Below are 20,494 nucleotides of genomic sequence, written 5' to 3'. Positions count from 1 at the left end.
AGCGTGCGTCGGCAGCCGTCTACGCCAACCAGTAGTCGATAATAGACGAGCTACGCCGCGCATCTGATTGCAAGGGTAAGCTGGCTCTGCTCCGGTATGACGCCATAGCTTCTGCAGCAAAAGGCACAAGCCAAACGACCCGTCGCGGAAACCCCCGCGCAATCCATGCCATCCAGCGGACAGGATCCCTGATCCATAGCCTAACCGATCGGATGCGGCGGAGGAGGTGATTTGCCTGCCGCGACATCGTCGCTCCAGGCGTGCGGAATTCGACAATCGGATCGAACAATATCACCGGTATGTCAAGCGCCGCATCCGATCGATGCTAGGCCTCAAGTCGCTAGCGAACGCCGTGGTTATCCTCTCTCCGGCATCGACATGACCCACATGATGCGCAAGCGACAGCCGACGTATGCCTACAAGTCCCAGCCCGCCGACCGCCGAGCAGTGCCGTATCCTCGCTGCCTGACGGACAGGGCTGAAATGGCCGTTGACTACCCCATTTCCAAGTGTGCGGCAGAGCGGGTCTGAGTGGCACGAATTCTGAGTTGCCGAGTATGAAGCAGAGGAAGCTGCTGAATGGCTTCCTGCCGTATCAGATGCAACGGATGAAATGAAGGAACGTAGCCAGCTGTCGTGTTGCCTCACGTAATTTTGTTACCGGCTGCCTCACCAAGGATGTTACCCGCTCGCCAGACGTGCGGAATCTGAAGCGACATACGGCGCTAGGCGGCTGACCTCGCCGATGAGCCGCTGCACGGCTTGTTGTCGCCACGCCCTTACTCGCTTCTGCAACGTGTGAAGCTGGTGCAAGCTGTATCGTCCAGGATAACGGACCTGGAACTCGACGAGAAGTTCAAGTGCGGTCTGATCCGGACGCTCTTCAAGGCATCGTGCCATCTCTTCCCAATGGTCCTTGAAGATGTCGGGACGTCGGCCGCGCGGTTTGTCGTTGAGCCGACGATAAGTCTTTGGCCCAACGACAACACCGCGGGCGCGAGCCGCTTGGCGCCAGAGATTGACCCGTCGAACGAGTGTTTTGTACTGCTTGCGGGTAAATCGACCTGGAAACTGGACACACAGCTCCTCGAAGAGCTGCGTGGCGTTGATGTTGGGGAATTCCTCCAATCGGCGACAAACGATCGGCCACACCATGCGGAGCGCCTGGACGCGGGCTTGGCCAGGCTCGGCGTAGACCGGCTTCGGCTTCTCCTGCATCTTCGCGGCTGTCACGGGAGGAGTGGGTGGGATCACCGGTTTGAGCGTGGCGGTGGGACTCGCAATAAGGGTTTGTGTCGAGACCTTTTGTAGACTTCGCAGGTAACGCGGTTTGGCCTCAATGGAGAAGGTCGGACGTATCTCGCCCGCATGCCAGGCGCTCGATAGGCTGGCTACGAACGCGGCCAGGTTGGGCGGTTCCGATGTCGCCGGTGGCGGTGTTTCGCCGTCAGCCAGCGCCGCCAGATAAGCCTGGACAGCTCGCATCTCCTCCAGCAGCTTCAGCGGATCGAGGTCGCCGGCGATCTCGCGCAGCTTGTTCTTGGCGGTCATCGGGATAGCCTCCGCCTGCAGGAGACGCTCGCAGGGCGTCTGCGGCGGATGATAGCGCTTGGCCACCTTCGCACCGTCACGCTGTTTGGCAGCCAGCTTGAACGAGGGCTGGAAGAAGTTCACGAACAGTCGGGATGCCGCGTAGAGGCGCGTGATCGCTCTGGCCGCCGCCAAGCCCTCGAAGCGCCGATACCCCAGGAGCTTCCGTACCACGGCGCCATTTTTCTGCTCTATCCACGCTTGGTCATTCTTACGGTAAGGCCGCGAGCGAGTGAGTTCGATGCCGTGACCGAGGCAATATTCGATCAGCCTGTTGTTGACGAACTCGCTGCCATTATCCACATCCAGCGCTCTCAGGGCAAAGGGCAAGCCCGTGCGGATCCGGTCGAGTGTCTCGACCACGAGGGTACCTTCTCGGACCACGATGGGCGCGGCCTCCGTCCATCCGCTCGCGATGTCGGTCATAACCAGGCTGTGAACGTAGCTACCGCGGTTGACCTCTCCGCAATGAGCAACCAGGTCCATTTCCATGCTGCCTGGAAGCGGCTCGTTCCAGTCAGCGAAGGTGCGCATTTTGATGCGCCGCCGGGGCTCTGGCACAACCCTTGGCTTCTTTTTCGTACGCATGGTGCGCCTTGGCATCTGGAGCAAGCGGTCGATCGTCGCGGCGCTCATCGACAGGACCTTGTGGCGTATCTCCTCCTCGAGCTTCAAATGCCCATTGCGTTCCAGCGCCGGCAATAGAATGGGCAGCAGTGCCTTAAGGCGCTTGCCGCAAACTCGATCGGAAGTTTCCCACAGCACGATCAAGGCGCCCCGCGCGGCCTCGTCATAGAGCGACAGGCGTTGACGGATCTGGCGATGCTTCGGCTTCGGGTGGCTGTTCAGGACACGGATTGCGGACTTTTCGTGATACCCCGTCGCCGCAATGAACTCCTCCAAGATCCGGCGCTTGTCCTTGGTCGTCGCGGCCGCATAGCGATCCCTGACTGCATTGGCCAGTTCCATACGCATGGCATGTGTCATCTTCGTCTTCATGTTGCCTCCCTGGTGGTGAAGGCACCATGGCGACATGCGCCTTCACGGGTAACATTTTAGATGAGGCAACGAACCCGCGCGGTAACATTTTCCTTGAGGCAATGCGACAGCCAGCATGACAGATCTAATAGGGTTCGGTACGAGCATAGTTCTCGCCTCAACGTTGGCTGGCTTGCAGAGCGAGAGCTCAATCATGGTCGACAGTGCCTCCACATCGACGCCTCCGGCTACGGGAAGGATCTCTTCCTGACCGCAACCGAAACCAAAACCCGCGGCATCGATCCACATCGGAGGCAGGTACTGCCTCACCGCGGCCTTTTCGATAACTCCATGCGCATTCTCGAAAACACCATTTCAGCCGCCGACAACGCGCTCAAGTACGGGTTCCATGGGCGTCAGCGTTACCCCGGACTGGTGAAATAGAAAAGGCGATAGCCACTCTTGATGCGCAATACCGTAACAGACTCGATATAAATACCCGAGGTGTTTCGCGAACGTTGCACGCTAAAATCCGTCGACGTACTCAATAAGAAGGTTTATGTCGTCGGATACTTCCAAAGTTACGTTCCAATGATGTTGGCTAGCGTTATAATGGTTGCTTTCGGCCTCTTTTGCCGATAGAGAAAATCCTGTAAGTCACGCTCACGTGTCGGTCAGAGGCAGATCCGAGAAGTACGGAGGTGAGATCGTTTGCCATGAGAATTTCTGAGAAGAGATCGTCGCGTGCATCGCTGGCCAAGCCTAGGAGGATACTGCCCGCTTCCGTCAGAAAGTCTGGGCCCTCAGAAAGAAAGCGGCGAAGCAATTTATAACCTGGATTGATGGCCCCTCGTTCGAGGCTGTCCCTATACTCGTAGTCTCTTGGCGCAAAGATCGACGGGCAATTCCAAAATATAAAATCAAATTTTTGATCTGACGGGATATTACTGAAGATGTCGCTTTCGATTACTTTTACATTTCGGATGCCGTTTCTTGCGGCGTTTTCTAACGTATTAGCGACGGCCTTGGGGTCAATGTCACAAGCAACCATGGATGTTGCGCCGAGCCTTGCGAGGTACAGTCCTGGGAGACCGAAGCCGCAGCCAATTTCCAGAACGCTTTTGCCAGCGACAGAAGGAAAGTTCTCAGCATACCAGCGCCAACTGTGAAAATCGCGTGGGGAGAAAACGCCCTCGTTTACAACCAAGTCCATTCCAAACGCCTGCATGTGCAGCGGAAAGGTGTGCTGTTGGCTGAGTGCAAGCCTCTGCCTGACCCGATCAAGATCTGACATATCGTTCCTTCTCAAATAGGTTCAAAGCATGAGCCTTTTCAAGTGATTGAATGGATTTGGTGACTTGTGCAGTCGAGCCATTTATAAGTGACGTTCCGTTGCGGCCGCCACGCAGTACCCTTTGGCGAGCCGCCCCATAAGATCTGCTATCCACGCATGGTAGGGGCTCTCAATCGTATCGACGCCGAACGATGGATCCGCGGTTCCGCTGAAAGGATCGATCGCTCCGTGGGCCAACGTTGCTGCGATCCCAGCTTCATCCAAACTACCGGGAAAAGCCGCTGTGGGCGTAGCGGACAATCCTGCAAGCGCGGCACACAATGCAAAGGCTGCGCTATTGGCAGAGCTTCCCACAAGAAGGTTAGCAAAGTCGTTTCTCATGGGTGGATGCTTAACACCAGCGTCGTGAAGACGGCTGGTCCCAACCTCATTGGGATTGTCGACACACGAACCACAAATTAGGCCCTCGGCCATGGCCTGGTCGAATAATGGATGTGTGAGCGCTGTCCCTGGTTCTACAACGTTACCGGTCCCATGATACGGCTTGCCCTCAGCCGAAAAGCCGTAATGCTCAATCGCAATGACCGTCTTCGGTTTGACGTTCTGCAACAGTTCAGCAAAATAGTTCGACAGGTCGCAATCAACATCTAGCCCGACGATCGCAACGCCAAAGAGCCTTTCGTTCCCCTTTGAAAGCCTTTCGAACGCGTCAAAATCGATGATCGTCGCGCCTGCCGATCTAAATGCCGCCGCAACTTGTGCAGCCAAAGGCGCAGGCGCCATCGCAAGGGAGACTGCGCCGGTCGTCATGTGAAGAGCTCGCGCAATGGCCGCTGCCCCAATCGGCCCATCAGCCTCGCCGATTGAAACGTCAATCGAAGACCTAACCGGCCACCCGGTCACGAGAATTGAGACATCCTTTGAGGCGAGAGAGTCCAAGAGAAGTTGTGCAAAAGCGGTTGAACTCGCTTCCCCTGACCCATTCCGTTCCCGCGAATAGAGATACGACGGTCGCCCAGTTAGATTTAAGTCAAGCGTCATTAACTTATCCAGCTCAAGCCCAAACCGTTGGATAAGTTCCTCTCGGGACGGTTGCAGACCTAAGTAGGAGAAGTAGTCGGTCACGGTTCGTCTCCAGTCGATATTGATCGTTGCCGAATTTAGTTGATAGAGATTCGGACGCTCCGTCCTAGGCGAGGTAGATACTCGCCCACGTCGCAAGCGCGACGACGTTCCAGGCGGCTTTGAAGCTCTCTTCCGTAAGTTCGAGATTACGAGGCGGGAGGATTGCTGCCCCTTCGAGCTCTCCGAGGGAATGCGTCCGGAGAAGGGAGCTCGAGCAAATCCACTCAATCCGCTCGGCCAGCCACGAGCACATGCTGTCGTCATAGAGGAGGTGTTGAATCCGCTTGGGACGCATGGTGATTTCGTCAGGCAGAATTTGACGGGCCGCCTCACGAAAGATAATCTTATCATTCTCAGGGCTGAGTTTCTGAAAATCGGGGATTTCAAGCGCCAAGTCTATGAGAATTCGTTCCGCATAGGGCATCCTAAAATTGAGACCATGTCTACCAGCCAAGAGTTCCTGTGCAGCGAGGCGCTCGTCGCGAACAGTTAGATCGTTGCATAGCCGCCGATAGATTGCGTCATCGGTCGAAAGCAAATCCCGATGATACGGCATGCCTGCAAATAACGTGTCAGCGGCATTGCCAGAGAATATGATGTCCACGAATTGTCGCGCTTCCTGATGCAGGGCATAAAGGCATGGGAACTCTTCGTAACCGCCAGGATTGTCCACAGCGACAATAGTGTCGGTCAGTAGCGCTGTGAGGGCGTCGGGCCGAACTATGATTTCATGATGCTGTGTCCCAAGGACGCTCGCTGTCGCGCTCGCACCGATAATCTCCGGGTCGTCGTAACCATAGCCGACAGTGAATGTGTGAATCTCAGAATCCCTGCGAATTCGCCTCAGGGTCGCCGCTATTACTGCGGAGTCGACGCCGCTACTAAGCATCACCCCATATCTCGGTGAAAAATCATTCGCCTGCCAACCGATCGTCTCTCGAACCGTCATTTCTACGTGACGAACTGAAATCGGTCTGAACGGTGGGCGTGTCTTGCACAAATCTTGACGCAGGTGAATCGTCTCAAGATTTCCATTCTGCCATATGAGGATTGATCCCGGCAGCACCATGGAAATGTGCCGCAGAAAGGTTCGCCCCGCTGGCGCCCAGCCGTCGTCAACGAAGCCGCGGGCGGCATCGTGGTCAAGGTTTCGTTCGACCCACGGCAGTGACAACAGTGCCTTATACTCCGTCGAAAAGGCAAAATTTTCATTCGACGACGCCCACGAAAGGCTCTGCACGCCGAACGCATCGCGAACAAGGATCAGCCGGTGACGAGTGTAGCAGTAGACTGCGATTGCGTAGTGACCGCATAGAACCCGGAAGAAATCGGCGCCGAATCTGAGGAATTCCGTCCTGATATCTTCTGCTGAAAGATAACGCGGCGTCCGTGTCTCTTCATCAACGACAAATGGGAAACCGGAATAGACAACGGCGATATCGTCATCGACAGAGATAGGCCAGATCTCAGCGGAGTGACGGGCGCCAAAGGAGAATGTTGGTCCCTCCTCCATGGCCATGTAGCAACCGCGGTGTGTCAGCGCCGCACCCATCTCCACGGTGCCGTGTGTCTTGGCGCCGACGATCCCCCACAGCGCCCCGATTGGGGAAAGCGCAATACCTGTCATAGGTGTGCTCCAACGAGTGACATGGAGGCCGTCGCACTGAAAACAATGATGGCAACGTACATCAGCTCACTTTGATACGACACGGAACACTGGCATGGTAAAGAGATGAACTATAAAGCATCGCCATAATAGCCACAAACTGCTTAGTGGACGAAATATAACACTGCGATCACAGGCACGTCACGAGAAACCGAGCGCTACGACACGTTGTTATATTTCAGCAGCTCGAACATGCGAAAAGATCTGCGTCTCAACGCACCTTTGGCAAAAATGAGTTCCCAGTAAGAAGCGCGCGTGTGGAAACATTGCAAGTCATGATGATGCCTGAACATTAGAATGATCCTACCCATGTATGTCTCACCTCCACTATCTCTTTTGGCAAAACGTCTGTAATGGCTGCCACGGATAGCCGTGTCTTGACAAACCGCTCAGGGTTGCCATTGCCATCTACGTCTAAGATCCGTCGAGCAAGTTGCATGCCGGATTGGGTTACTGGTTGCCTTGCACGACTTTTTCTCCGGCCGCAGCCCGGATTGGGTCGCCATTTTGTCGGACTGCCGACATTCGCGTTCGGCTTCGAACGCAAGAGGCTAGGTTCGGACATCGCTCGTGAAAAGAACTGCCAACTGAAGCGATTTTCTTCGCTGCGCCGCGATGGTGTTGCCTGGTTCCCCTCGATGCTCTGGTGACCATGGCCGACGCCACCCCCTTTTGGCTCATTGATTGGTCTGCAGAGCATTTCTGGCCTGCTCCTTCCAGAATTGGCACGAGTTTTGATGCTCCATGGTCGCGACGGCGGCAGAAGCTGCCCCCGAATATTTCTGTCGCGGGTTGCGTCGCGAAGGCCGAAGCGAAGGAAGGAGAGCAAAATATCAGAGGTCTGCTCGAGAACCTGCATATCGAGGGAGGGCCATTACCCCTCGCGGTCCAAATGCCCTCAATCGGTATGGGGTGGCGATACCCACAATCGCCCAGCACCACCCAGCGAACGTCGTCGGCTTGAACGTGTCAAAGGTAAGTCGTTCGAAACGCCGAGCGACCTCAGTTCTTGTGATAGGGCAGACAACACACGCCCGAGAAGTAAGTCACCCCAAATCACTGTGCGCCTTTGAAGGAGGACGTTATGCTTACAGACCAAATGGTATTAGGTGTCTTTCTGCGCCCCGGCGGCCATCATGAGGCTGGATGGCGTCATATGAACGCGCATTCCGATGCGGGCGCTAATATCGAGCGGTATAAATCCTATACAACAAAAGCGGAGGCTGCCGCACTACATTTTGTATTCGTAGCTGACACAGCCGGTGTGCGCGAGTCGACGGTTGAAGCGATGTCGCGATCCGGACGAGTTGTTGGGTTCGAGCCGACGACCTTGCTGGCAGCCCTGGCCATGACTACCAAAAAAATCGGTTTGGTGGCTACCGCATCTACCACATTCAATGAGCCATATAATCTTGCGCGGGTATTTGCATCGCTCGACCATCTGAGCTGTGGCCGGGTCGGCTGGAACGTTGTTACCTCGGCTAATCCGTTTGAAGCACAAAATTTCAACCTGCGGGAGCTACCACCCCACGACGAACGATACGAGCGCGCAGCCGAATTTGCCGAGGTCGTAGAAGGATTGTGGGACAGTTGGGCAGATGATGCATTCGTCAAACAGCGTGACGATGGAATATTCTTTGATCCGCATAAGGTAAACTTCTTGAACCACGTCGGAAAATATTTTGCAACTCGTGGCCCTTTAAATATTTCTCGCTCGCCTCAAGGATATCCAGTCATTGCTCAGGCAGGTAGCTCGCCCACCGGTACCTGGTTCGCAGGCCGATATGGCGAACTGATTTTTACGGCGCAGCAAAGCATCGAAGATGCGAAAGAGTTTTATAAATCGGTCAAGGGGTTCGCACGGGACTTTGGTCGATGGGATGCCGACCTTCTTGTGATGCCGGGGATTGTTCCAATCGTGGCACCAACGACGCAAGAAGCGGAGGAAAAGCGACAAGCACTCCAATCGCTAATCCACGAAGATATTGCTGTTGAACTGGCCAAGCGACTCCTTGGTTATGTAATGGATGTCGATAAGCTTTCTCTTGATGAGCCGGTTCCCGATGACTTGGGTGAAACAAACAATATGCAGAGTCGTCAAAAGCTGCTGCTCGATACTGCGAGGGAGAAGCGATTAACAGTTCGGCAACTCGCAGCTAGCCTCGCCATCGGAAGAGGACATTTGGTCTGCGTTGGCTCGCCGTCCGAAATCGTCGACCAGATGGAGCAGTTTCATACGGAGGGCGCTGCCGATGGCTTTATTATAATGCCTCCAACGTTTCCTGACGGTCTGGATGACTTCGTTCAACTTATTATTCCCGAGCTTCGGCGAAGGAAGTTATTCCGCTCTGAATATAATGGAGCCACGCTGCGTGAAAATCTTGGATTAAGGCGACCCGGGAATAAACGGACGGACCAGATGGGAAATGAACCTATTGCACCCGTGGTGTAACCGTCGCCATCAATCATTAGACGAGGTGGGTGTAGCGTGACGGCACGCGCACCCTTGACAGTGTCAACCCATCGCCGCTGAGCGAGGACAGTTGCACCCGCGTGGCATCGAGGATGCTGTCGGCATCGGCCGACGCTGGCGCGCGGGCGGCCGGCGACGGCGACCATTTGCGCGAACAGGCCCGGCGGCCGCCTGGCGTTGGCATCGCCCAGCGTAGTCCCGCCAGTGCGTGCCCACCCAAATGATAAAGCCGCTCGGAGTGGCTCATCGGCCCCGGCTCGATCTCGCGCAGGCTCGCTTTCAACAGCGCTAGGAATTGGCTCTTACTGGTCGGCCGCCGCACGCTGCGCCTTGCCTAAAAGCCGGCGAACACCTCCACGGACCGTGCCACATGAAAAAGCGCAATGTAATGCCGCATGCCATGGACATCCTGCTCGTGCCTGGGCCCTTCTGATGGGAGGCTGTCACTTTTTGGTCTTGAGGCTGTTCAATGTTTAGGCAGACCCTCTGCAGGCTCTGCTCGAGCTGGCTCGCTGACCTCGCCAGTTCCCGCGAGAGCGAAGACATCGCCGCCAGATATCCAGGTCTCGTAGCATTCGCTAAAATGCGAGTTTTCACCCGGTTAGCGAAACGCCAGCAGGGCGGATGAGAGGACGCAGTACGCCGTCACCACCCCGTACATTGCTCCCCTTGTCGGTGGCACTCGTAGAGGGCTGACATGGAAAAGGGCGACGGTGAGCAGACTGATCCCCAGTGCATGAACAAAAAGGCTGCCGGGGAACCATGGCTTGAGCATGAAAATCGCTGCAACAACTGGCAGCACATAGGTCGTGGGAACACCTATGAAATTGCCGCCCTGAAGGCCGACCGAACCGAAATAGCTGAGGCGGAGCGCACTTGCCAAGCCTAGCACGCCGGCGATGACAATTGCCCATGGCGCGCGGTCACTAAGAGTGGTCAGGAGGATGCCTGGAAAAATCCCGGCGCTAACGAGGTCCGCTAACGAATCTAGGCTCTTTCCCACATTCTTCGTCGTGTCGCTGCGGTTAGCGGTCCATTTGGCCACGACGCCGTCGAGATGATCCGCTAGGAGAGCCCAAAGAGCAGTCGCGACCGCCAAATCTGAACGTCCCTCGATCGCCAAATTGATGCTAAGAACGGAAATTAGCAGACCGGCGACCGTAACTCCATTGGCCGGGTCTTTCAGCTCTTTCAGCATGCTATCTCCCCCTCTGGTGTCCGATAGAGATGCCCGACCCCACCGCAGCAGCCGGAGTGAATATCTCTTCAGCGATCCGCAAGTCAGCCACACAGTCGATTTCGTACCACCGAACGTGATCACATCGTGCTGCGGCGAGCTTCATTCCCCGCTTCGTGATCAAGTACGCAAGGAGTTGTTCCGTGTAGATCGTCGTATTGCCAGCTTCGATCAGTTCATTCAGCGTCGGAACGAGGGTCTTCGACAGAGTGCCAATCGAGAAACGAAACAGATTCATCGTCTTGAAAAGCTGTCCTCCAGCCGAATGGAGATCGCCACCGGTCTGCCGCATCCGGACCTCTACTATGTCGTCGTCATCATTCAATAGGGCTGCCGAACCCTCCATTGCTTCCGTGAATGGTGCGACTGCGGCTACATCCGGGCGCCTGGCCATGGTCAATGATCTGATGGCCTCAAGGTCAAAGAAGACGTCGCCCTCCAATAGGTAAACGTCTCCGCTCAGGAGCGCGTCACGGGCGAGCCATAATGAATATGCGCTTCCAGTGCGATCAAAGACGGTGGATTCAACATAGGTGATGTCGATGCCAGCGAACTGCTCGCCGCAAGCATACTCAATTGCGTCTTTACGATATCCCACGACAATCGTGACGGAGCCGACGCCAACGGAGCTAAGGTTCGCCAAAGCGTTGTGAATTATCGGAATGCCGTGGATCTCGACAAGGGGCTTCGGCCGCGTATTGGTAAAGGGACGAAGCCGAGACCCCATGCCGGCCGCGAGTATGATTGCCGATTGAGGTAAGTCCGAGTTCAGCATCGTACTCTCTCCTCAGACTTTGCGCTCTCAGTTCCAGGAATTGAGAAGCCTCGTGAGGCGGGCGAGTCCGCTCACCAATTGGTCGGTTGGGATGCCATAGGACAGACGAAGGCCCGCTGGGTCGCCGAAAACGGATCCCGAGACCACCCCCACACCAGCGTCCGTAAGCAATGCGCTCACGATCTCGTCGGGTGCGCGGGTGACGTTCTCCCGCCGCGCGGACCAAACAAGCTTGGATATGTCGAGATAGAAATAAAATCCGCCTTGTGCCCTTGGGATCGGAACCTGTGTGAGCGAGGAAAGCATACTGAGGCCTACCTGCCTTGCGCTTGCAAGTTGTGCTCGAAGCCCAGCTTCGTAGGAGCCGTCACTGCGTTGCAGATGCGCAAGCACGGCGTGCTGGGCTACGACGTTCGGGTTTGACGTCGTGTGCGACTGCAACGCCTTCACGGCGTCGATGACTTCTTTGGGGCCTGCCAGATAACCGATCCGCCATCCCGTGAGCGCCAGAGACTTACTGAATGCGTTGACGATGAGGGTGCGCGACCGAACTTCCGGTACGAGGAAGACGATCGGCCGATGCGCTTCATCTCCATGAACGAAATCGGCGTAGCACTCATCGAAAATGATCCAGAGATCCCGTGCTATTGCGAGCTGGGCAATCCCTGTCAGCGTCTGGGTGTCATAGACCGAGCCCGTCGGATTATTCGGAGTGTTGATTACGATCGCTCGCGATCGCTCGGTGATGGCGGCTTCGATGTCTTCGATGCGCGGCACGTAGCCATTGGAGCGGGTATCGACGAAAATCGGTTTGCCGCCGGCGATCAGCACCTGGGCCGGAAATGTTGTCCAATACGGCACCGGGATGATGACTTCGTCGCCTGGGTCAAGAAGCACCATTGCGGCATTGAACAAAGCCTGCTTCGCTCCGCAAGTAACGGCAATTTCCTCAGCCTTCCAGATTTGCCGCGTTTCGAGGGAGACCTTCCGCGCCAGCGCCTCGCGAAGCTCCGTCGTGCCAACAGGGTCGGTGTAGCGGTTTACGCCCTTGTTGATCGCCTCAATAGCGCCCTGACGAATCATTCGAGCAAGCTCGCTCCAGATTTCGCCGGCCGTGAGGTCAACGATCTCCATCCCGGCATCGGCCGCAGCCTTCGCCGCGGCGCGGGCCGCCGCAGTCCCCGACGATTTCAACAAGGTTGTCCGTTGCGCCAACATGCGCATCTCCATCTACCTTCTTTCGAACGAACCACCTGCCACAGCTTATCCTGGGCCATCCACTGCCCGCGGAAAGCTCGCCGCAGTGCCCTAGTTCGAATAATAGCTCCTGGAGCATCGCGACCTCGCTCTCGATCCCGGCAATGCTCTCTTCCCGGATGATCCGATCGCAAACCCGGGGCATGGCCGATATCGTCGCGCATGCGCCCAGATCACTGTGGAGATTCGAGCCTTGCGACACTCGGAGAAGAGCGTACGGGTTGACTTCTTTAGGAGCGTACCATGCGTTGTCATCTCTCCGTCACAATAGCAATAGAGGTATTTTCGGGTTCGGCGTCAATACGGAGAACCTATAGGTAGCGTTATTTCGCAGTATAGTAACCATTTCGACGCAGACCTGTAACATTTCTTTAACAGACGGGAGCCTTGCGATGGCCATGTACATCTCGTAATGCTAGGTGTTTTGGCTAGCGGTGGCCCTAAAAAGGATGACGAGAGCTCGACGGTGATCCCTTATTTTCGGGTGCAAGCTCTTTAGTGATGTTTTTTCCTTTACTTATCCACCGAGACCATGCGCATTCGTCGCGTCGGCTGGCGATCTCTGCGGCCCCTGATTCCATCGCCGTATCTCCTTCGGCAAATAGGGAATCACGACCTCCAAACGCCTCCGGGTCTGTCTTCCGATGCTCCGACCCGCGCCTTGTGGGAAGAGGTGACCAGAAGCCACGGCTCGTAGCGAATCGACCAAGGCACCTCTCTCTTTTCTAGCTTGTGGCCTGCCGGATATCTGTCTCACTCACGCCCATTTCACGCGCGGTGTTCACTATTGCGGCCCAGGTATCATCGAGCAACGGGATGCCATCCTTGGTTCGTTCGGCGCGGATCCTGCGTTCTGGATCGCCCGGGAGCTGCACCTGCTCGATGCCGGGGACCGGCTTCGTGGCGCGGATGAAATCGGTATAGCGGGTGACTTCACCGTCGAAAAAATTGGCGGGATCGACCACCTTTGGATCGATATAGAACGCCAGCATGCCGTTGGCGAACCGTTGATTAGCGGCGGTCGCACCCGTACCCGTCAGCGCTCCGCCCATCAGCTCGCAGATCAGGGCAAGGCCAGAGCCCTTGTGCTCGCCAAAGGCGCGGATGGCTCCTATACCCTGGGTATGATCGCGCGTGCTATCGGAGGTGTATGGACCGTAGAGCAACCGCGGATCGTCGCTAAGGGTGCCGTCGGAATCGATCAGCGCGCCCTTGGGCAATTTCTTGCCGCCCAGGCTTGCGACCAGGCACTTACCCTCCGCGACAACAGAGGTTGCGAAATCGAGCACGATTGGATCATGGCCTTGCCGCGGGATTCCCACGCAATAGGGCGCGGTCGACATGCGCCTCTCGACACCGCCGAAAGGTGCGACCAAAAGCGAATCGGTGGCATTGACAAAGTGCACGGAGACGAGGCCATCGGCCGCCGCCATCTCCGCCCAGTCGCCGATGCGGCCAATATGGCCGGCATTGCGCAGCGCCACCGCCGCCAAGCCCGCCTTCTTGCACTTCTCGATGCCGAGCTTCACTGCAACTGGCGCCACCGTCTGACCGTAGCCGAACTTGCCGTCGAGCACTGCGAGCGAGGGCGTGTCGACCAAGACCTCGACCGTCTGGTTTGGCACCACCGAACCTATTTTTTTCCAGCGAATATAGCCCGGCACCCGGATCACGCCATGACTGTCATGGCCGGTGAGATTGGCTGTCGTCAGATAGGTTGCTATGCGACGTGCCTCTTCCGGCGAGGAGTCGGCGTGACCGAAGACTTCTGCGATGAAATCGATGAGATTTTCAACCTTGATGATAACCATGGTCGCTTGTCCTCTCTCCGCTTGAGCGTGACCGTCGAAGCACCGATGCTCACTTTTCCGGATCATGCGCCTTGGTCACCCGACCTTTTGAAGGCTGCCTAGTCTTCAGGCTGTTTAGGGTCTCGACGACGCGTTTCAGTCCCAGCTCCAGCAAGTCTTGTGGAACGCCGAAGGAAAGACGCAATCCATTCATGTCGCCAAAAAACCCGCCGGCAACGGTTGCCACATCAGTTTCGTCCAGGAGTAATCGTGCAATATCGTCCGCGGATCGAACGGGACCTTCAGCCGATAGCTCGGAAATAAGCCGCTTCAGATCGAGATAGAAGAAGAATGTGCCATCGGCGCGGGGCACCGTGACGCCCTCCAAACCAGCCAGGATGCGAAGACCCGTGTGGCGGGCCTTCGATAGCCGCTGATGCATCTTTCGTTCAAAGCTGCAGTCTCCGACCTCCAGGTGATGCAAAACCGCATGCTGCGCGATCACATTAGCATTCGAGGTCATATCGCTCTGCAGCTTCTTCGCTGCGGCAACGATCTCAGGGGGGCCTGCGAGATAGCCCAGCCGCCACCCGGTAATCGCCAGTTCCTTGGAGAAAGTGTTGACCAGGATCGTGCGTGAACGGACGCCCGGATGCGCGGTGACGATCGACTCATGGCGCCCAGCGAATACAAAGCAGGAATAACATTCGTCGGAAACAATCCAGAGGTGGTGGTCGATTGCGAGATCGCCGATAGCTCGCAACGTAGTTGGATCATAGATAATTCCCGTCGGATTGTTGGGCGAGTTGACGATAATGGCTTTTGTGCGCTGTGTAAGAGCGTCGCGGACCGCGCCAATGTTGGGAATATACGTCGACGGGCGAGAATCAACGAACACGGGCTTTGCGCCAGCCAGAAGAATCTGGGACGCGAAAGTCGGCCAGCTGGGGCGAATGATGATTACCTCGTCACCCGGATCGAGCACGGCTAGGGCAGCATTGAGCAGTGCTTGCTTTGCACCAGCAGTGATAACGATGTCTTCCAAATTCCAGCCGACGTGCGTTTGCGCCGCCAGCTTTTCGGCGACCGCCTTGCGAAGCAAGGTCAAACCGATGGCGTCGGTATAGCGGTTCGTTCCGGCATTGATCGCGGCAATCGCTCCCTCGCGCACCGACAATGGTGTCTCAATGATGATTTCGCCGGCTGCAAGGTCGATGATCTGACGGCCGGCTGCGGCAGCCAGCTGAGCTAGCTCAGCTGGCTCTTGGGCGGCGACAGTGCCCGGACCTGAAAGCAAAGACATCCGTTGCGACAGCATGCATGGCCCCCTGAAATAGTTGTCAGCTTTTTTGAAACTGGTCCAAGGCGCCCGGACGCCGCTCTGCTGACTGCTTCGGTAGATAACGTTCTTCCGCTTCAGCTAGTTCGTCGTAGCCCATCAGTCTGAACAGCTCGTCGAGACCGGCAACCTGGTCCTCGATCCCGGCGATGCTTTCTTCCGACCGAATTCGGCCGCAGACGTCACGCATGCCAGCGATCGCCGCCCGCATCGAATGGTTGGCCCAGATGACGGTCGAAATGCCGGCATCACGATAGACCGAAGCCGGCGTTTTGTAGTATTTGGTGGGGACGATGACGACCGGCAGCTTGTTGTTCCATTCCTTGGTGAAGGTCAGGATCTCGTCTGCGACGGCCTCGCGGGAGTGGATGAGGATTGCGTCGGCGCCGGTCTCTGAATAAGCGTCGGCCCGGCATAGCGCCTCATCGAGACTGTGACCGGCGATCAGCGCCTCGATGCGCGCGACGACCACGAAATCCGGTCCCGTCGTGTCTTTCACGGCCTTGAGACGGCCGCAGAACTCGTCAATGTCAGGGAGCAGATGCCGATCGCCGACGAAGGAGTTCATTTTCGGGAAGCTCTTGTCTTCAAGGCAGATGCCGCTGGCGCCGCGTTGCTCAAGCTTGCGCGCGACCAAGCGAGCATTGTTGAAATTTCCGAAGCCGCTGTCACCGTCGACAAGAACAGGAATGTTCGTCGCATCGACCATGCGCTCGACGACGTCGACGACTTGCGTCCAACTCGCTTCGTTGGCGTCCCGATAGCCAAGCGCCGAGGCGATGGAAAGACCAGAGGCCCAAAGTCCGCGAAAGCCGGCACGCTCGGCAATTGCGGCCGAAAGCCCATCATGCGCTTCCATCAAGAATGTTAGGTCGTTGGAAAGAATGAGCTCGCGCAGGGTCGTCGATGACGCCGTCGCTGGCAAGAGTTCCGCCCCGAACGAAATCGCCTTGTTCATTGTATGACCTCCTCCACAATCTCAGGTCCAATGAACTCGGTGAAACAGGACGACTACTCAACGTCGCCCTGACCTGGCTGTAGAAGAGTCCTTTGGCCTACATGCGCAATGATCGTGAGATCCGCTGGAAACGGCTCAGAGCCGAAGCGCACGTTACAGTTCAAGCAGCAAGCGCCATGCCAGCTAAAAAGCTGTTGTTATTGCAATTGGTTGGCTTTGCGCGGCTGGTTCCGTTTGTTAGCCGCGATACAAATCTGTCGGGATCGCGACAGTGGGCAAGCCATATCGCGGTGCGAGGTTGGCAGGTCGCCACCTATTCGCGATGTCCTTGGCCACGCTAGAGTGCGTCGTGTTGAATCCGATTCATATCTGCAGTCTTGAGGTAGTTTTGCGCACTCGGCGGAGTGAATTAGTCGAGGACCGAGGCGACGGCGTCCCACGGGGCCCTGATGGTCCGCTCTGCTTTGGCGCGCAGTAGCGCCTTGAGCTTGAGGTTCCGTCGCAGTTGGTCGAGGTGGGCGATTGTTTGTGACAGTCTTATGACGCAATGTCCGGTGGTTCCTCCGATTACCTGAAGCGGTGCCGCGCCGAGGACATCATGCAGGAAACGGAACTGAAGCTCGAGCTTTCGCAATCGGGTGCTGGATCGCTCCTGAGGAAAAATCCGTTCGGATCCTCGCCCACCATTCTTCAGCAGAGATCCATCTATTTCGACACCCCCGGATGGGATTTGTCCAAGCGCAGCCTGTCGCTTCGCATTCGGCAATCGGGAAATGAAAAGATCCAAACCCTCAAAGCCGCCGATGGCACGGCGGCCGGATCGTTCACACGCCAGGAATGGGAGCGACCGGTCGCCGGCGATACACCGATAGTTGACGATCCGCAGATCCGAGACCTGCGTGCAGGAGCTGGCCCAGAGCTCGCGCCCTTGTTCGAGGTTCATGTCAAACGGCATCGTTGGAATGTTGTGGATGGCGACGCCACACTCGAAGTCACTTTGGATCTTGGCAAGGTCGTTGCAGCCGATCGCGAGGCGCCGCTGTGCGAGATCGAGTTGGAAAAGAAGGCTGGCTCACCGACGGCGCTGTTTGCACTCGCCCGGAAAGTCGACCTGATCACGCCGGCGCATCTCGGGGTGCTGAGCAAAGCGGAACGGGGCTATCGTCTGCTTGGCTCGGCGCCCGGTGCTGCGAAGACGGCTTCGATCCCGCTCACGTGCGAGATGAGCGCGGCAACGGCCTTCGTGCGCATCGCCACGGCGTGTCTCAGACAGTTTCGCCTCAATGAAATGGTGCTGAGTTGGTCCCGCGATGCCGAGGCCCTGCACCAGGCTCGCGTGTCGCTGCGACGGCTACGCTCGCTATGCTCGATCTGCAAGTCGTTGTTCGACGACAGCCGTTTCGACCACATGCGCGAAGAATTGACATGGCTCGCCTCGGAATTTGGCGATGCGCGCAATATCGACGTGATGATCGACCGCGCTTCAAGCGAGGCTCTTTCAAGCCGTCTTCAAGACGCGCGCGAGGACGCCTATGCCGCGGTCGAAGCATCGCTCTCCTCGGCGCGCGCCCGCGCGCTGATGATCGATGCCGCTGAGTGGATTTCCATCAGGAGTTGGCGAGCCGACCAGGCGGACGAAACGCTTCACGAGCACTCGTCACGGGGTTTCGCCTCCGGTGTATTTGATAAACTTTGGAAAAAGGTGGCGAAGGGCGGCAGCGATCTCATCGACGCCGATGACGAGACCCGCCACGAAGTGCGCATCGTCGCAAAGAAACTGCGCTATGCGGCGGAGTTCTTCCAGCCGCTTTACAAGAGCAAGGCCGAAGCCAAACGCCATCGACGGTTCATTAGGGCGATGGAGGACCTGCAGGATAACCTCGGCCGCCTCAACGATCTCGCCACCGCCCCTGGTATGCTGGCGGCGCTGGAGCTTTCGGACATGGCTGGCGCGAAGGATCTCTTCAGCGCCGAAGACAAGTCCAAGCTTCTTGAGGACGCCGCGGAGGCGCACGACGCTTTGGTCAACACGAGGCGCTTCTGGCGATGAGCACCCAGTGCTCGAGACCGAGCGAGCCGGCACGGTCACGACACCCATTTCATCCAAGCGCGCTCGATGACCGAGCATGGCTACCAGGGGCGCACTCCATTGTTTCCGAATGTTTGACCTCAGGGAAAACGCGTTCCAGACGGCGCTGAACAAGAAGCCCCTCGAACAAAAAAGGCCGGGCTCGAACACGGCCCGGCCAAAAGAAGGGTCAAAACCTTCAGAGGGGAACACCGTTCGACGCAATGGGAGGAAACCGCCGAACGATTTTGCCTGTTTGATCTTATTTCGACCCCTTGGCGACGAATGACATTCCAAAGAAAGCGCGAAACGGCAAAATTCGTGCTCCCTATTGCCGTAAGCCTCACGGGCGCGCTGCTCCGGACTCAAGAAGATTGGCATTGTAGCGGCATGCCACGTCGGGATGTGAATGCAGTCGGCATTTCAGGACATTGGTGCCGATATCGCGCAATAACGGGTTGTCGGGATCGCTTGCCGGCCCGCGTGGCTCGGCGGCCAATGCCTCAGGCAAATTCAGCAGCGTTGTTCGTCGCATCCAGCCGTGCGCTGAAGAAGAGAACGGAAATCCGCTCATAAGCGGAACTGCCCTCCTTCGGCCAACTCATATTTCATCACCGGATGGGTGGGGACTTCTCCCCACCCTGTCACCCGAGACGCGCACTCAGTACAAAGCGCGGGGTGAAGATGCGGGCTGGTAGTAAAGAAATGGTTAGCCTCATCGCACCTTGCTGCTACCCCCACGCCGGCTCCGCAATCGCGGAGCGGCTTAGTCGAAAATATCTCATCTTACGGCACCGCCACAACGTCTCGCCCGACAGGGTCGAGAATGAAGTTGTTGCGATATTTTGCAAACAAACTCTCAACTTGATCGACCCGGAAATAGCGCTCGGCAGCCGTCTTGCTGGTTGGTTTATCCCTACGCGCGAGGGCGTCGGAAACGTCTCTCGGGATCAGGTAAATTGCCCTGCCATTTGTTACGTCCGGCAGCAGGATAACGATTGCAAGCCAATCGAACTGATCGAAGTCGTCGTAGGTGACGTAGGATGGCCCTTGTTTGAACGTTCGAGATTTTACAGACACCCTTTGCGGGGAATGCCCGACTGGCTGAGCGATGACATCGTAGCCAGGCCAGTTGTCAGGAACTTTGAGAGCCGGCACTCCGGCAAGGGTCAGTTCAGCGGCGACCACCATCTCGCAAGCGTCACCCATCTGCTTTGACGTGTACAGTCTCGTTTGCAAGATGATGGGGCCTTCAATCTGAGAGATGTTCCGGATTTCCGGTCGCCCAACCCAACCGAAGGCGTCGGCCACTTTTCAAAACGATGATGATTGGTTGGTCTGGTCGAGCCGACATGCCGAAAAGGCTGGCAAACCGCTCGAAGTCAGTGAACCACATCCGGGAGACGGAGAAGGAATGTACGATCATCGCCGCTTCGTCCGTCTTGAACCGCTTCGCCTCCAACAATGCTGATGAGGTTCGATGCAGCAGTTGGTAGCGCACATCCGATGGGGGTACGGCGTCTAAACCCAGCAGATCGCGGATTTGAAGCATGCGAAGTCGCTTGCCAACTGAGGGTTCTGCAAACCACTCGCCGACTGTTGGCCCGAATGGTTCCTTGACCTTGCCTTCAATGGTAGCCGCGCATGTCTCGTCGCCAAATCGGATCAAAGCGAAGACATCGCTTTGGCTATCACGGCCCCCACCGGCCAATGGCACCTTGTGCTCGGGAAACGCACCCAACAGTTCAGCTGGTTTGTCGAACATTGCGGCGATTTCGGACGGCAGCCCCTTCGCTTTTTCCCAGCTGTGCGCGAGAGTTCGAGCCGAATAGCCCATTCGCCAATGCTTGGCGGGATCAGCCAAGAACGCCTGCCAGCTATCCGGCCCTGAGCTGGGAACATAAATTTGCGACATGCCGACAAGCCTCTCGAACCATGCGAGCC

Annotated in this window: 15 protein-coding genes and 1 pseudogene; 2 read left to right on the top strand and 14 right to left on the bottom strand. The window is 56.9% G+C overall.

Going from position 1 to position 20,494, the window contains the following annotated elements; translation table 11 throughout:
• Nucleotides 1-681: 681 nt before the first annotated feature.
• From MAFF_RS35375 to MAFF_RS35355, 4 genes are all read right to left on the bottom strand, one after another.
• Nucleotides 682-2,589: a DDE-type integrase/transposase/recombinase gene (locus MAFF_RS35375; protein WP_010915878.1), complete on the bottom strand. Its 1,908-nt coding sequence runs from the start codon at nt 2,587-2,589 to the stop codon at nt 682-684.
• Nucleotides 2,590-3,175: 586 nt separating this feature from the next.
• Nucleotides 3,176-3,862, bottom strand: coding sequence for a methyltransferase (locus MAFF_RS35365; protein ID WP_044552142.1), 687 nt, complete (start codon nt 3,860-3,862; stop codon nt 3,176-3,178).
• 81 nt (nt 3,863-3,943) lie between these two features.
• Complete coding sequence (locus MAFF_RS35360) at nt 3,944-4,987, bottom strand: glutamate cyclase domain-containing protein (protein ID WP_010915879.1); 1,044 nt, start codon at nt 4,985-4,987, stop codon at nt 3,944-3,946.
• 64 nt (nt 4,988-5,051) lie between these two features.
• Nucleotides 5,052-6,614, bottom strand: a complete 1,563-nt coding sequence (locus MAFF_RS35355) for an asparagine synthetase B family protein (protein ID WP_010915880.1) — start codon at nt 6,612-6,614, stop codon at nt 5,052-5,054.
• Between the two features lie 1,195 nt (nt 6,615-7,809).
• Between MAFF_RS35355 and MAFF_RS35350 the strand changes: the two genes are divergently transcribed.
• Nucleotides 7,810-9,105 (top strand): LLM class flavin-dependent oxidoreductase, encoded by a 1,296-nt coding sequence (locus tag MAFF_RS35350; protein ID WP_244420876.1) that lies wholly within the window; start codon nt 7,810-7,812, stop codon nt 9,103-9,105.
• A gap of 16 nt (nt 9,106-9,121) precedes the next feature.
• On the opposite strand, the gene MAFF_RS39655 is transcribed toward MAFF_RS35350, so the two are convergent.
• The 7 genes from MAFF_RS39655 to aepX all read right to left on the bottom strand — a co-directional run bounded on the left by MAFF_RS39655 (nt 9,122) and on the right by aepX (nt 16,482).
• Nucleotides 9,122-9,310 (bottom strand): hypothetical protein, encoded by a 189-nt coding sequence (locus MAFF_RS39655; RefSeq protein ID WP_044552140.1) that lies wholly within the window; start codon nt 9,308-9,310, stop codon nt 9,122-9,124.
• A gap of 417 nt (nt 9,311-9,727) precedes the next feature.
• Nucleotides 9,728-10,324 carry a CDP-alcohol phosphatidyltransferase family protein gene (locus MAFF_RS35340; protein ID WP_044552137.1) on the bottom strand — a complete coding sequence of 199 codons (597 nt, stop codon included), beginning with the start codon at nt 10,322-10,324 and terminating at the stop codon, nt 9,728-9,730.
• A gap of 1 nt (nt 10,325) precedes the next feature.
• Entirely contained in the window at nt 10,326-11,138 is an 813-nt protein-coding gene (locus MAFF_RS35335; RefSeq protein WP_010915882.1) for a phosphocholine cytidylyltransferase family protein, read from the bottom strand.
• 27 nt (nt 11,139-11,165) lie between these two features.
• The gene (locus tag MAFF_RS35330; RefSeq protein WP_044552321.1) at nt 11,166-12,356 is read right to left on the bottom strand and encodes a pyridoxal phosphate-dependent aminotransferase; all 1,191 of its coding nucleotides are present in this window, start codon (nt 12,354-12,356) and stop codon (nt 11,166-11,168) included.
• Between the two features lie 764 nt (nt 12,357-13,120).
• Nucleotides 13,121-14,206, bottom strand: coding sequence for a malate/lactate/ureidoglycolate dehydrogenase (locus tag MAFF_RS35325; RefSeq protein WP_044552135.1), 1,086 nt, complete (start codon nt 14,204-14,206; stop codon nt 13,121-13,123).
• Between the two features lie 49 nt (nt 14,207-14,255).
• A complete protein-coding gene (locus MAFF_RS35320; RefSeq protein ID WP_010915885.1) occupies nt 14,256-15,503 on the bottom strand; it encodes an aminotransferase class I/II-fold pyridoxal phosphate-dependent enzyme in 1,248 nt (415 codons plus the stop codon).
• A gap of 22 nt (nt 15,504-15,525) precedes the next feature.
• Complete coding sequence (aepX, locus tag MAFF_RS35315) at nt 15,526-16,482, bottom strand: phosphoenolpyruvate mutase (protein WP_010915886.1); 957 nt, start codon at nt 16,480-16,482, stop codon at nt 15,526-15,528.
• Nucleotides 16,483-17,080: 598 nt separating this feature from the next.
• Between aepX and MAFF_RS35310 the strand changes: the two genes are divergently transcribed.
• Nucleotides 17,081-18,532, top strand: coding sequence for an inorganic triphosphatase (locus MAFF_RS35310; protein ID WP_044552319.1), 1,452 nt, complete (start codon nt 17,081-17,083; stop codon nt 18,530-18,532).
• A gap of 361 nt (nt 18,533-18,893) precedes the next feature.
• Here the strand turns inward: MAFF_RS35310 and MAFF_RS38720 are convergent.
• From MAFF_RS38720 to MAFF_RS35300, 3 genes and pseudogenes are all read right to left on the bottom strand, one after another.
• Nucleotides 18,894-19,122 (bottom strand): annotated as a pseudogene (locus tag MAFF_RS38720) (isopenicillin N synthase family oxygenase); the annotation flags it as partial.
• Between the two features lie 214 nt (nt 19,123-19,336).
• Nucleotides 19,337-19,741 carry a hypothetical protein gene (locus tag MAFF_RS35305; protein ID WP_244420875.1) on the bottom strand — a complete coding sequence of 135 codons (405 nt, stop codon included), beginning with the start codon at nt 19,739-19,741 and terminating at the stop codon, nt 19,337-19,339.
• Nucleotides 19,742-19,802: 61 nt separating this feature from the next.
• Entirely contained in the window at nt 19,803-20,465 is a 663-nt protein-coding gene (locus MAFF_RS35300; protein WP_044552132.1) for a DUF6946 family protein, read from the bottom strand.
• Between the last annotated feature and the right edge of the window lie 29 nt (nt 20,466-20,494).

Source organism: Mesorhizobium japonicum MAFF 303099, from assembly GCF_000009625.1.
In the GTDB taxonomy this organism is placed as follows: domain Bacteria; phylum Pseudomonadota; class Alphaproteobacteria; order Rhizobiales; family Rhizobiaceae; genus Mesorhizobium; species Mesorhizobium japonicum.
Note: the sequence above shows the minus strand (reverse complement) of the source record. Positions and strands in the feature narration are given on the sequence as shown.

Bases quoted from the DNA above. Each gene is read 5' to 3' on its own strand.
- MAFF_RS35375 (WP_010915878.1), bottom strand. From the start codon at position 2,589: ATGAAGACGAAGATGACACATGCCATGCGTATGGAACTGGCCAATGCA.
- MAFF_RS35365 (WP_044552142.1), bottom strand. From the start codon at position 3,862: ATGTCAGATCTTGATCGGGTCAGGCAGAGGCTTGCACTCAGCCAACAG.
- MAFF_RS35355 (WP_010915880.1), bottom strand. From the start codon at position 6,614: ATGACAGGTATTGCGCTTTCCCCAATCGGGGCGCTGTGGGGGATCGTC.
- MAFF_RS35350 (WP_244420876.1), top strand. From the start codon at position 7,810: ATGAACGCGCATTCCGATGCGGGCGCTAATATCGAGCGGTATAAATCC.
- MAFF_RS39655 (WP_044552140.1), bottom strand. From the start codon at position 9,310: ATGCCAACGCCAGGCGGCCGCCGGGCCTGTTCGCGCAAATGGTCGCCG.
- MAFF_RS35340 (WP_044552137.1), bottom strand. From the start codon at position 10,324: ATGCTGAAAGAGCTGAAAGACCCGGCCAATGGAGTTACGGTCGCCGGT.
- MAFF_RS35335 (WP_010915882.1), bottom strand. From the start codon at position 11,138: ATGCTGAACTCGGACTTACCTCAATCGGCAATCATACTCGCGGCCGGC.
- MAFF_RS35330 (WP_044552321.1), bottom strand. From the start codon at position 12,356: ATGTTGGCGCAACGGACAACCTTGTTGAAATCGTCGGGGACTGCGGCG.
- MAFF_RS35325 (WP_044552135.1), bottom strand. From the start codon at position 14,206: ATGGTTATCATCAAGGTTGAAAATCTCATCGATTTCATCGCAGAAGTC.
- MAFF_RS35320 (WP_010915885.1), bottom strand. From the start codon at position 15,503: ATGCTGTCGCAACGGATGTCTTTGCTTTCAGGTCCGGGCACTGTCGCC.
- aepX (WP_010915886.1), bottom strand. From the start codon at position 16,482: ATGAACAAGGCGATTTCGTTCGGGGCGGAACTCTTGCCAGCGACGGCG.
- MAFF_RS35310 (WP_044552319.1), top strand. From the start codon at position 17,081: ATGCAGGAAACGGAACTGAAGCTCGAGCTTTCGCAATCGGGTGCTGGA.
- MAFF_RS35305 (WP_244420875.1), bottom strand. From the start codon at position 19,741: ATGGTGGTCGCCGCTGAACTGACCCTTGCCGGAGTGCCGGCTCTCAAA.
- MAFF_RS35300 (WP_044552132.1), bottom strand. From the start codon at position 20,465: ATGTCGCAAATTTATGTTCCCAGCTCAGGGCCGGATAGCTGGCAGGCG.